Consider the following 12393-nt stretch of genomic DNA (forward strand, 5'->3'; position numbering starts at 1 on the left):
CGACGTCAGCCTCGCGCAGGAAGCCGATGATCTGTTCTTCGGTAAACCGCTTCTTCACGTCCAATCTCCTTCAGTTGGGGGATTGGACTCCAAACCGCGGTGCTACTCAAAAGAGGGGGGACGTCGGTACTCGAGCAAGCCGAAGCGGGCACACCGGTGCCGTAGCTGTGCCGCGAGCATGGCATCAGCTCAGCGACGTTCTACAAAACGTCAAGGGCTTCGGCTGGAACCACAAGCGTGTCTATCGGATTTATCGGGAGCTCGAATTGAACCTGCGGATCAAGCCCTGAAAACGGATCGTGCGCGAGCGGCCCGAACCATTGGCAGTGCCTGATGCGATTAACCAAGTGTGGTCGATGGACTTCATGCACGACCAGCTCAGCGACGGGCGCAGCTTCCGGCTGTTCAACGTGCTGGATGACTTCAATCGCGAAGGGCTGGGCATCGAGGTCGATCTGTCGCTGCCCCCGGTCCGCGTGATCCGGGCGCTGGAGCAGATCATCGAGTGGCGTGATGCCTATGTCGAACGCTACAACCGAACCGTGCGTTACGCCTGGCTTGCACGAACCCTGTTCGACTCGATCGAGCAAGTGCAGGACATCGCCACCCGTTGGCTCTGGACTTACAATCACGAGCGCCCGAACATGGCACTCGGCGGCATCACGCCGATGCAGAAATTGGCGCTCGCCGCAGCCAGGCTACGGCCACGTCGGAAGGTGCCTCGCCAAGCTCACCGCAGAGGGTTCCGTAGGCTTTACTTTGCGGGCGCGGCCGGGTGCCTGCTGCTGCAGGCTTGGTGTGGCCCCGCATCCGTTGGCGATCTGTGAACAGCACCATCCGAGGAGGGGCGGCTTTCGGACGAATGACGCCAGAAAGCTGCCTTTGTAGGTCGCCGGGGCACGCACTTCTGTCAGATCACAAATAGCGCTTCCCACTGGCTACAAATGCAGCTAGGCTACATTTGTAGCCAGGAGATGAATCATGCTTTCGCAAATTCCGCCCCGCGAACGTCAGATCGTTGACCTGCTGTATCAGCGTGGGTCGTGCACGGTCGCCGATATCTGTGACGCGCTTCCTGACCGGCTGACGGCCTCGGCCGTAAGAGCCATGCTCAAGCGCCTCGAGAACAAGGGCTTCGTGGGCCGTGCCGAGAGTGAGCGCGGGTATCTGTACACACCGACGCTGCCGGACAAGCAAGCGCGCCGCACAGCCTTGAGCCAGATCGTGCGCACCTTCTTCAACGGCTCCCCGGCGAGTGCAGCGAGTGCGCTGCTCGGCATGGCGAAACGGCTGGAGCCGGGCGAACTGGACGAAATCGAGGCACTCATCGCGCGAGCGCGCAAGAATCAGGACAAGGGCGAGAACTGATGCTTCTGCTCATCGCGTTCAAATCCCTACTGCTCGCCGCCGGAACGATGTTCCTGCTGCGGCGCATGCAAAACCGGTCGGCCGCTGATCGTTCGACGGTAGCCCATTTGGGATTGCTTGCCCTCGTCCTTCTGCCGCTTGGCAGTCTTTTGCTGCCGTCGATCCGCCTGCCGAGCGTCTGGGCAGCCGAGGCCTCGATCACGGGTCCGATAGCAATATCGTCAGCCACGAATGTCCTCGCGCGGGCCGGAGACGGCCCGGCGTCCATGGTCCGTATGCAGCAAGCGCATCTACATGAACTGTCGCCGACGGTGACCATCGCAGCCGCCGTCCTTTATTTCGCGCCGGCATTGATACTTCTTGCCTCCACGCTCGCCGCACTGTTTCGATTAGCAGCACTCCGCCGGCGAGCCGAGGTTCTCGTCAACACTCCTTGGTTGGATGCGCTTGCGCGCGCGCAGCGACGAATGAAGATCAAGAGCGGGACCGCGCTGCTCAAGAGTGACGACCTGAGCTCGCCCGTGAGCTGGGGCTTGATGCGCCCCACCATTCTGTTGAACGAGGCGACGGTGCGGGCGCCGCAGCAGGCCGAGGCAGTGATTGCGCATGAGCTTGCTCACGTGCTCCATTTCGATTGGCTAAAGCTCATCATCGCGCGGCTTGCGATTGCGATCTTCTGGTTCAATCCGTTCGCCTGGGCTCTGGCCCGCGAGGCGTACCAACTCCGCGAGGAGCTGGCCGACGATGCCGTCCTCCATGCGGAAGTCGCGGGTCCGGACTATGCCGAGCTGTTGATCGGCATGGTACGGGACCAAAGCCGCAGCAGAACCCTGAGCGCTTTTCACCGTATCGCCGCGCCTCGTAACTCCCTGCACCGGCGCATCGAACGCGTGCTCGACGCCAGTCGCATCCGTACGAAATCGGGGACGAGGTGGGCGGTTGTGCACCTGGTCGCGATGCTGAGCTTGGCCGCTCCACTGGCAGCTCTGACGTTAACGCCGAGGAGCAAACCGGCGCCACTGTTACGACCGAGCGAAGCACACCAGACGGGGACGTTCGCAAGCAGCGCCGTGACGCCGCCACACCGGGTGGTCCCGGTCCTCGGTGTTCCGCCGGTACGCGACGCCTCGGTAGCGCCATCGCTACGAATGAGCAACGCGCCTGTGCAGGCGACCATCAAACAGAACGCGCCCGAGCCCGAAGAGAGAATGGACGCCGACCAGCTCGTAAACATGGCCTCCACGGGCATAACCCCAGCGTTCAAGCGCGCGATGGCCGATGCAGGTTTTCCGTATCTGTCGGCGGACGAGTTGGCGGATCTGCGTTCTTTCGGAGTCACTCCCGAGTACGCGCGGGCCTTGCTGAAGGTGGGAATGCCCGCTACCTGGAGCGATCTGTCCGGAGCTCGTAGTCTGGGTCTGGAGCCCAGCTATATCGATGCCATGCGCGGGCTCGGGATCGCCGGTTCCTTCTCGGAGTTCCAAACCCTCTGGACCTTTGGAGTCACGCCCGAGGTGGTCCGAAAGATCGAGGCACGCGGCATCATCGTCAACTCGGCGAACCAGCTGCTGAGCCTCCACGCGGTCGGTGCAGATCAAAAGCCCTAGCTCCCTTCCGCGAACCAACCTTCCCGCTCAACCCCGCAACGTCTCGTGAGAGGCGAACGGCGTGCCGTGCCTGCGCGCCGCCACCATCCCGCACGTCCAGAACGGTCGTGCGGACACCAAAGGAATAACGATGCGAACCATGCTGCTGTTTATCGCGCTGCTGATGCCGGGCCTGACGTCCGCCCAATCCAATTTCACGCGCCTGAATCCGCCGGGGCCGCATACGGTCGGTTTGCGCGTTGTAGAGCAGTATGACTTTTCCCGCGGCTACCGCGGAGCGACCGACCCCGATACCGGCAAGCCCACGCAGGGCGAGGAGCGAGCGCGCCCGATCCAGACGATGATCTGGTACCCCGCCCAGAAGCGGTCGGGGCGAAAGATGAGCGCCGGCGACTATCTGCGGTTCGGCGCGACGGGCGACGCATTCGGCCAAACGCCAGTGGAGCGGGCCCGGCTGGAAGCAGCCTATCTGACCGAGCGCACCTTTGCGCTCTCCCCCAAGCGCGCCCGAGACGAACTCACAGCCACGATGACGGCTCGCCGCGACGCGCTCGCGGAGCCGGGCAAGTTCCCGGTAGTGATCTACGCGCCAGGCTATGCCGGGGACGGATACGAGAATGCGGACTTGTGCGAGTATCTGGCCAGCCTGGGCTATGTCGTCATCGGCAGCCCCAGTCTAGGTCAGCGGCCGGGCGGAATGACGATCGATCTCAAGGGCGCCGAGGCGCAGACGGGCGACATCGAATATCTGATCGGTTACGCACACACCCTGCCTCAGGCCGACACCGGTCGAGTGGGAGTGATTGGCTATAGCTGGGGCGGGATGGCCAACATCATGGCAGCCGCCACGGATCCCCGGATCTCTGCGCTTGTTGCTTTCGACGGTTCTGTTCGCTTTTTTCCCGGCATTGTCGAGCAATCGCGCTCTGTCACCCCCGAGCGGATCACCGCACCGCTTCTTTACGTGGCATCCGCCCCGCGAGAGATCGAGAACGCCCCGGCTGACGCGAACAGGGAAACCAGTTTCCTCAATAAGATGAAGTATGCCGATCTTTATCGCGTGACGATGGCTCCCTATGAGCATGCGAACTTCGCGGTCATGTTGGGGCAACGCTTCCTCGCCGACGAACGGTACGGCGATTATGACAAGGACGAGCTATCGGTCGCCAACGCATGGGTGGAAACCTATGTTCGGCGCTTTCTGGACGCCTATCTCAAGGGCGACCGAGTGGGCCAGGCATTCTTGGACACTCCCGCGTCGCGCAAGGGAGCGCCGGCCCATCTCTTCACCGAATTCAGCCGGAGGGCACAGGGCGCGCCACCGACCCGCGCGGCTTTCGCCGCAGAACTAGCGCGGCAAGGGTTCGATCACGCTTCCGACGTCTACAAGGCGTTCAAGAAACGAGAGCCTGAGTTCACCCTCTCGGACGAAGACTTGAACATGTGGGGTTATACCTTGCTGCGGAACGGAGACACTACGGCAGCAGTAGCAATCCTGCGACTGGACGCAGAACTGTATGTCGACGACCCGAATGCGTGGGACAGCCTCGGCGAGGCCTATGCAAAGAATGGCCAGAACGACTTGGCTATCGATGCCTACCGAAAGTCGCTCGCGCTGAATCCCAAGAATGACAATGCCACCAAGCAGATCGCGATCTTACAGGCTAGGCCGCATCAATAGCTGATCGCGTCACTTGACTCAAAGGCTGACTGTCCGCTCCTAGCTGGAAGTGGAGGTGGGGCAGCGTGATCAAACCAGGTTATCGCGGGTAGTCAAGGCATTCGATGGCTCGAACGGATAACGCGATCGAGCGTTGCTGCATCAGTACTTCTGTAGAGGCTGCCACCTCAATCCAGAGGAATCCATGGAGACACCCTCGCTTTAGCCACGTGCAGGCGGGTCCCACCTCGCGCGGTGATCGGGCGCTGTTGCGCGAGGGCGATAGCGCGCGTTGCATAACGTCAAGCGCTACCAAAGAGGTTTGGTTTTAAAATACCTTCGCAGACATCCATATAATTCTGCTTCATCTTCATCTCCTTCAGCGTGTTCATGGGAATGTCGCGGAAGGCTTGGGTCATGTCTCTTCGATAATCGTTGTGATCGATGATTCGCGAGGAAATGAAGCGGTGGCGAAAATCTGGCTTCGACTGCGCGATGGTCAACGTATAGACCAATCCGTCTATGTGCGGGTAGGGCAGTGCTAAGTTTCGCCCCTTGCTTCCCGCATTCAAGCCTGAAAAGAAAGCGTGGTCGGCGCAAGAAAGCACCGGTAGGTTCCCGTTCGGACGACTGACATTGCAAACCTCATCGAGCGCTGTCAAAAGATGACGCGGTTACGTGGGATGACGTGGTTAAGTGGCTAGGTGACATGGTTAAGGGGACGACGACAATCAGCCAGAGGCGGCTCCGCATCTTCTATAGTTTCGCATAATGTATATTATGTAAAATTACGTGAGCTTCTCTTTGCGATTGATCTTGTCTGGCTTACGTCAACGACATGCTGATCCCGCCATCCCGTAGCACGGTTGCGGGCATCTTCGTATCCCTACCGGCCGAAGATGATTTCCTTGCCTTCGTGATCGCGATCCCAGCCGCGCAGCTGGTCGCGGATGTGGGCGATGCGCTGGCGGCCGAGTGCGTTGCGTTCTTCGTCGAGCACCTGGCCATCGAGGAGTTCCGCCAGGCGCTGGGCGGTCGGCAGCATGGCGTCCCAAGCGTCGAGCGCTGGCAGCGGTGCAGGCAGGGTCATGAAGAAACTCACACCTGGCGTATGCAGCGCTTCCAGACGGCTCAGGTCGAAGTTGCCCGGCTTGAGCATGTTGGCGACGCTGAAGATGGGTCCCAGCTCGCGCTTGCCATCGACCAGGCGGTGGTAGATGCCCATGTCGCCGAATTCGAGCCCGGCCTTTTCGGCCGCGACCACCAAGTCGGGGCCGTTGAAGTGCCCTGCTTCGCGCGCCACCACGAACAGCGTCACGATGCGCTCGACCGGCAGTTGAGTTGGTCGCCGGCCGAGATCCGAACGCGGTGGTGTCGCAGTTGCTGCAGCCGGCGATGGCGATGGCGGTGCGGCCATGGGCGCCACCGGCTGGCTGGCTTGATGGGTAGCGGCTTCTCGTGAACTCGGGGCGCGCAAGGCGTCGATGATCGATGAGACGTGATCTGCGAGTTTCGGTTGCGCCGGTTTGATCTTCGCTGCGATGGGGGCTGCTGGTTGACCGCGTTCGCCGGAGAGCGTCGCGCCAAGGCGCTCCAGTTCTTCGCGCAGGCCAACTTCGAGTTCACCCTGCCGGGGTTTCGCACCATCGGCCGGCGAATTGCCGGTAACCGCGTCGAATCCGGAGAACGACGGCTCCTCGCCCGTTGCCTGTTCGCCCAGCGTGGGTTCACGACGCTCACCGGCGTGTTGCGGAGGCACGACGCGCCGCTTGCCCTGCTCTTTCTTCGGCTGGCCGAACAACCATATCAACGCCAGCGCGATCGCGCCGACGATGAGCATGGGAATTCCCACGGCGGGGTTCCAGACAAAAGCGACCACAGGTTGCAACGTCATCATGGATTCCTCAGGCGGCGCCCGCCAGTTTAGCCGCTTCGGCCAGATCCACCTGCACCAGCCGTGATACGCCGGGTTCGCGCATGGTCACGCCGCACAGCTGCGTGGCCGCTTCCATGGTGGCCTTGTTGTGGCTGATGAAGATGAACTGCACCTTCTCGCTCATCTCGCGAACCAGGCTGGAGAAGCGCCCGACGTTGGCCTCGTCCAGCGGCGCATCGACCTCGTCGAGCAGGCAGAACGGTGCGGGATTGAGCCCGAAAATCGCGAATACCAGCGATACTGCGGTCAGTGCCTTCTCGCCGCCGGACAGCAGGGTGATGTTGGAAACGCGCTTGCCTGGCGGGCGTGCCATGATCGACACGCCGGTGCTGAGCAGGTCGTCGCCGGTCAGCTCCAGATAGGCATGGCCGCCGCCGAACAGCCGCGGGAACAGCTCCTGCACGCCGGCGTTGACCTTGTCGAAGGTGTCCTTGAAGCGCTGGCGGGTTTCGCGGTCGATCTTCTTGATCGCACCTTCCAGTGTGTCCATGGCGCTGACCAGGTCGGCCAGCTGATTGTCCAGGTAGGTCTTGCGTTCGCTCTGTTCGGCGTGTTCCTGGATCGCAGCGAGATTGACTGGTTCCAGCCGGGCGATTTTCTGGCCGATGTCGGTGAGCTGCTGGCGCCACTGGCCGGCGTCGATGTCGTCGGCCAGTTCGGCCAGCAGGGTTCCCAGTTCCAGACCCGAAGCGGTGATCGCCTCGGCAAGCTGCTCCGCACGCAGGTGCAGCGCCTGCGCCGCCAGGCGCTTTTCTGAGAGGCTTTCGCGCAGACCCGACAGCCCCTGCTCCGCCAGATGGCGCTGCTGTTCCAGCTTGCGGAACTCGAGATCACAGTCTTCCAGCGCGCGCCGCGCTTCGACCAGTTGCTTGTCGACCAGCAGGCGCTGGTCCAGGTAGGCCTGCCGCTCGGCCTCCAGTTCCGCGATGGGATCGGAGCCGGCGGCGAGCTGTTCGGTGATCTCGGTGCGGCGTGATTCGATCTGGCGCAACTGGGCATCCATGCGCCCCAGCGCCTGTTCCAGCGAAGCCAGCGACGAACGTTTCGACTCCAGCGAGAGCGCCAGCGAATGCGACTGGTCGGCGGCCTCGCGCGCATTCATGCGTGCTTCTTCGCGGGATTCGAGTAGCGCGCGGCGTTCGTTTTCCAGCTCGCGACGCTGGTCTTCCAGGTCGCCCATCAGGCCGACCGATTCGTCCAGGCGCGCGCGTGCCTCGCGGGTCTGGGTCTGCAGCTCATCGATTTGCGCCGCCAGGTCGTTGAGCTCGCCGGTGACCTTCTCGGCGCGGGCACGAGCGGTTTCCAGCTTGCCGCGATGGCTCTGCAACTGACCTGCCAATTCGGACTGGCGGCGATGCGCGTTGTACAGCTCGCGCTGCGCGTCATCGCGGGCGCGCTCAGCCTCGAACTTGCTGGTGCGCAAGGTATCAAGCTGTTCGCTGGCATCTTCGAGCTGCGCCTCAAGTGCGGCGATCTGCTCGCCGAGCAGGCGCAGATCGCGCTCGCGCGCAAGCACGCCGACCTGGCTGCCCTGCGCACGGCGCACGCGCGCCCAGCCCGGACCCAGCCATTCGCCGCTGGGGGTGATCACCGACTGATACGGCGCCAGCGCGGAAAGCGAGGCCACCTTCTGATGGGCAGCGGCCAGCGATTCGGCGGTCAGGACATGGCCCAGAATGGCCATCGCCGCCGCCGGTCCGCGCACGTGCGCCGCAAGCGTGCCTGCGGTATTGACGCCCCCTTCGCTGGCATCGAGCAGTGCGACGTCGGCATTGTCCAGCGCATCGAATTCGGCAGCCAGCGCGTGCGACTGATCCACCAGCACGCTGTCCAGGAAACCGGTCAGGGCCGTTTCCACGGCGGTTTCCCAGCCGGTTTCGACCTGCAGCGATTCGCCCAGGCGACGCGACTTGTTCAACCCCAGGCGAGTCAGCCAGCCGCTGGCGGCGCTCTCTTCCTGGCCGAGCGCGGCGTGTTGCAGCGCTTCCAGCGAGGCGTGCCGGCCGCGTGCGGCCTGCAGTTGCTGGCGCGCCTCGTTCAGCGCCGACTGCACCTGGCGCTCGTCTTCCAGAATTTTCTCATGGCTCGACTTGTGCTGGTCGAGCAGACTGCCCAGCGTTTCCACGCGTTCGCGCTGGGTTTCGTGCTCGCTGTGCAATTGCTCGCCGGCGGCGTCCAGCGCGGCAACATCGGTGGCTTTCTGTTCGGCTTCCAGCGCTTCACGACGGCGCGCCAGGTCGATGCCCTGGCGGTCGAGGTAGTTGAGCTTGGTGCGCTCCACCTCGGCCGCGCGATTGGATTCGCCGGCGTTGCGCGTGTGGCTGTCCCAGCGTTGCTGCCAATCGGCCAGTTTCGCTTCGGTGCTGCGCTGCGCTTCGGCGGTGTCGTCCTGCAATTGCTGAAGAGCTTCGAGTTTCGGCTCGCCTTCGGCCAAGGCCATCCGCAAGGCTTCCATCTGCGCGCTGTCAGTAGCGATATGCGCGGCCAGCTCGGCGTGCTCGCGCTCGGCATCGCCATGGGCGCGCTGCAGGCGATCGGCGGTTTCGCGATTGTGGCGGACCTGCTGCTCGACGCGAGCGATCTCGGCGCCGACCTTGTAGACGTCAGCCTGCACCGCGTTCAGATGTTCGCTGGCGTCGGTGTGGCGTTCGCGCACGCTTTCCAGTTGGGCTTCGATCTGGCGCTGGCCGGCCAGCTGCTTCTCGATCTCGATCTCGGCCGCGGAGAGCTCGGCTCCTTCACCATCGTGCTGGCTTTTGAGGCCACGGTATTCCAGCGCGCGCAGTTCGGCTTCCTTGCGTGTCTGCTCCTCCTTCAGTGCCTTCCAGCGCTCGGCGGCACGGGCCTGGCGGTTGAGGTGATCGAGCTGCTTGTCGACCTCGTCGCGCACGTCGCGCACGCGGTCGAGGTTTTCGCGGGTGGCCTTGATGCGGCTCTCGGTTTCCTTGCGGCGCTCCTTGTACTTGGAGATGCCGGCGGCCTCCTCCAGATGCGTGCGCAGTTCTTCCGGGTGGGCCTCGATGATCTGGCTGATCATGCCCTGCTCGATGATCGAGTAGCTGCGCGGGCCGAGGCCGGTGCCGAGGAACAGGTCGGTGATGTCGCGCCGGCGGCAGCGCGCGCCGTTGAGGAAATAGGCGGACTGGCCATCGCGGGTGACCTGGCGCTTCACCGAGATCTCGGCGTACTGGCCGTACTCGCCCTGGATGGAACCGTCGGCGTTGTCGAAGATCAGTTCGACCGTGGCCTGCCCCACCGGCTTGCGCGTGTTGGAGCCGGAGAAGATCACGTCGGTCAGCGAATCGCCGCGCAGGCGGCTGGCCGCGCTCTCGCCCATCACCCAGCGGATCGCGTCGATGATGTTGGATTTGCCGCAACCGTTCGGGCCGACCACACCGATCATGTTGCTCGGCAGGTGCAGGGTGGTCGGGTCCACGAAGGACTTGAAACCGGCGAGTTTGATCGTGCTCAGGCGCATGCGGTCATCAGTGGGTCATTCAGGTAACGCCCGCAGTAACGGGCGACAGGTCACTGTGCCAAACGCGGGGCGGGGCTGCAATGCGCGTCGACATCGGTGGAAGCTTCAATAATGATAGCTATCTGGTTGTTATTATTTGTCTTTGGCATCGATGGACAGCGCATGGATGCCTTGATCCATCAGGTCGTCGAGCGCCGCGTAAATCATCCGGTGGCGCTTGATCGGCAACTGGCCCGTGAACGCGATGCTGACGATGCGTACATGGAAATGGCCTTTGCCCTCGCCCGCGTGGCCTGCGTGCTTGTGGCCTTCGTCGAGTATTTCCAGCTCGCTGGGCGCGAACGCGCCCTGCAGGCGGCTGCGGATCTGCTCAATGACGGGCTGCCCGGTCATCGCTGCCTCCGCGTCACGGCAACACTTTGCGGAATGGTTTGACCGAGGTTTCGCGATACACGCCGGCAGCAACATAGGGATCGGCCGCCGCCCAGGCCCGCGCCTCGGCCAGCGAAGCGAACTCGGCCACGATCAGGCTGCCGCTGAAACCGGCGGGACCGGGGTCTTCCGCGTCGATCGCGGGAAACGGGCCGGCCAGAAGCATGCGGCCCTCGTCCTGCAGCTGTTGCAGCCGGGCCAGGTGGTCGGGACGCGCGGACTTGCGCGCTTCCAGCGAATTCGCGTTGTCAGTGCCAATGATGGCGTACCACATGGCTCAAGCCTCCGGTCGCATGTAGGGAAACAGCAGCACGTCGCGGATCGATGCGGAGTCGGTCATCAGCATCACCAGGCGGTCGATGCCGATGCCAAGCCCGCCGGTGGGCGGCAGGCCCACTTCCAGCGCGCGGATGTAGTCGGCGTCGAAGTGCATCGCCTCGTCGTCGCCGGCATCCTTGGCGTCGACCTGGGCCTGGAAGCGTGCGGCCTGGTCTTCCGGGTCGTTCAACTCGGAGAAGCCGTTGGCCAGTTCCTTGCCGTTGACGAACAGCTCGAAGCGGTCGGTGATGCCCTTGTCGGTATCGCTCTCGCGCGCCAGCGGCGACACCTCGACCGGGTGGTCGGTGATGAAGGTGGGCTGGACCAGGGTGTGCTCGACGGTCTTCTCGAAGATTTCCAGCAGCAGCTTGCCCCAGCCGTAGCCGGGCTTGACCTGCGCGCCGAGGCGCTTCGCATGTGCCGCCATCGCCTCGCGATCGCGCAGTTCCTCGCGCCGGATCTCGGGGTTGTGTTCCAGCACCGCATCCTCCATGCGCCAGCGGCGGAACGCCGGACCCACGTCGATCGCCGCGCCGTCCCATGCGAGTTCGGTGGTGCCGAGCACGCTCTGCGCGGTGTCGCGGATCAGCCCCTCGGTGAGGTCCATGATCTCGTGATAGGTCGCGTACGCCTGGTACAGCTCCAGCATCGTGAACTCGGGGTTGTGCCGGGTCGACACGCCCTCGTTGCGGAAGTTGCGGTTGATCTCGTAGACGCGGTCGAAGCCGCCGACGACGAGACGCTTTAGGTACAGCTCGGGCGCCACACGCAGGTACAGATCCATGTCCAGCGCGTTGTGGTGGGTGACGAACGGCCGCGCGGTGGCGCCGCCCGGAATCACGTGCATCATCGGTGTCTCGACTTCCATGAAGCGCTGCGCGGGAGACTCCAGCCACTGGCGCATGTACCCGATGATGCGCGACCGCAGCATGAAGGTGCGGCGCGCCTCCTCGGTGACGATCAGGTCGACGTAGCGCTGGCGATAGCGTTGCTCCACGTCGGCCAGGCCATGGAACTTGTCCGGCAGCGGGCGCAGGCTCTTGGTCAGCAGGCGCAGATGGTCGGCCCGGACGGAAAGCTCGCCGGTCTTGGTGCGCATCAGCACGCCTTCGGCGCCCGCGATGTCGCCCACGTCCCAGCCCTTGAACGCCTCGTAGGCCTCGCCCAGCGTGCCCTGGTGAATGAACAGTTGGATACGCCCGCTGAAGTCCTGCAACTGCACGAAGCTGACCTTGCCCTGCACGCGCTTCAACACGATGCGCCCGGCCATCTTTACCCGGCGCGCGGCAGCCTCGATGGCCTCGGCCGTGTGCGCGTCCTTGTCGGCGAACTCGGCCTGCAGGTCGCCGGCGAAGCTGTCGACCTTGAAGTCGTTCGGGAATGCGATGCCCTGCCCGCGCAGCGCCTTCAGTTTCTCGCGGCGCTCGGCGATCAGCCGATTGTCGTCAGGCTTGTTCTCGTCGATGGGGAGGGTGTCGGTCGGTTCACTCATGGGGATTCCATTGCTGCCTGCGCTCGCGCCGGTCGGCGGACGCCTCTTTGTCTATCGTCTGGTTGCCAAACTGATGCGTACCGGCATGTCTCCGCGACGGCA

General features: G+C 63.5%; 9 protein-coding genes and 1 pseudogene. 4 read left to right on the forward strand and 6 right to left on the reverse strand.

Annotated elements, in window-relative coordinates; genetic code table 11:
- Window positions 1-200: 200 nt before the first annotated feature.
- The 4 genes and pseudogenes from ACFPME_RS12685 to ACFPME_RS12700 all read left to right on the forward strand — a co-directional run.
- Window positions 201-692, forward strand: a pseudogene (locus ACFPME_RS12685) (integrase core domain-containing protein); the annotation flags it as partial.
- Between the two features lie 289 nt (window positions 693-981).
- Window positions 982-1368 carry a BlaI/MecI/CopY family transcriptional regulator gene (locus ACFPME_RS12690; protein WP_377305862.1) on the forward strand — a complete coding sequence of 129 codons (387 nt, stop codon included), beginning with the start codon at window positions 982-984 and terminating at the stop codon, window positions 1366-1368.
- Complete coding sequence (locus tag ACFPME_RS12695) at window positions 1368-2975, forward strand: M56 family metallopeptidase (protein ID WP_377305864.1); 1608 nt, start codon at window positions 1368-1370, stop codon at window positions 2973-2975. The genes ACFPME_RS12690 and ACFPME_RS12695 overlap by 1 nt, the downstream gene beginning before the upstream one ends.
- A 130-nt stretch (window positions 2976-3105) precedes the next feature.
- Window positions 3106-4656, forward strand: coding sequence for a dienelactone hydrolase family protein (locus ACFPME_RS12700; RefSeq protein ID WP_377305866.1), 1551 nt, complete (start codon window positions 3106-3108; stop codon window positions 4654-4656).
- A gap of 281 nt (window positions 4657-4937) precedes the next feature.
- Here ACFPME_RS12700 and ACFPME_RS12705 read toward each other — a convergent pair whose 3' ends face one another.
- The 6 genes from ACFPME_RS12705 to lysS form a co-directional block, all read right to left on the reverse strand.
- Entirely contained in the window at window positions 4938-5243 is a 306-nt protein-coding gene (locus tag ACFPME_RS12705) for a hypothetical protein (RefSeq protein WP_377305868.1), read from the reverse strand.
- A 278-nt stretch (window positions 5244-5521) separates the two neighbouring features.
- Window positions 5522-6529 (reverse strand): cell division protein ZipA, encoded by a 1008-nt coding sequence (gene zipA, locus ACFPME_RS12710; protein WP_377305870.1) that lies wholly within the window; start codon window positions 6527-6529, stop codon window positions 5522-5524.
- 10 nt (window positions 6530-6539) lie between these two features.
- Complete coding sequence (gene smc, locus ACFPME_RS12715; RefSeq protein ID WP_377305873.1) at window positions 6540-10049, reverse strand: chromosome segregation protein SMC; 3510 nt, start codon at window positions 10047-10049, stop codon at window positions 6540-6542.
- 132 nt (window positions 10050-10181) lie between these two features.
- Window positions 10182-10442, reverse strand: coding sequence for a BolA family protein (locus ACFPME_RS12720; protein WP_377305875.1), 261 nt, complete (start codon window positions 10440-10442; stop codon window positions 10182-10184).
- A gap of 13 nt (window positions 10443-10455) precedes the next feature.
- On the reverse strand, window positions 10456-10755 hold the full coding sequence (locus tag ACFPME_RS12725; RefSeq protein ID WP_377305877.1) for a YciI family protein: 300 nt from the start codon (window positions 10753-10755) through the stop codon (window positions 10456-10458).
- Between the two features lie 3 nt (window positions 10756-10758).
- On the reverse strand, window positions 10759-12291 hold the full coding sequence (gene lysS, locus ACFPME_RS12730) for a lysine--tRNA ligase (RefSeq protein ID WP_377305879.1): 1533 nt from the start codon (window positions 12289-12291) through the stop codon (window positions 10759-10761).
- Window positions 12292-12393 lie beyond the last annotated feature (102 nt).

Origin of the sequence: Rhodanobacter umsongensis, assembly GCF_042654965.1 — a bacterium.
GTDB classification, from domain to species: Bacteria; Pseudomonadota; Gammaproteobacteria; order Xanthomonadales; family Rhodanobacteraceae; genus Rhodanobacter; species Rhodanobacter umsongensis.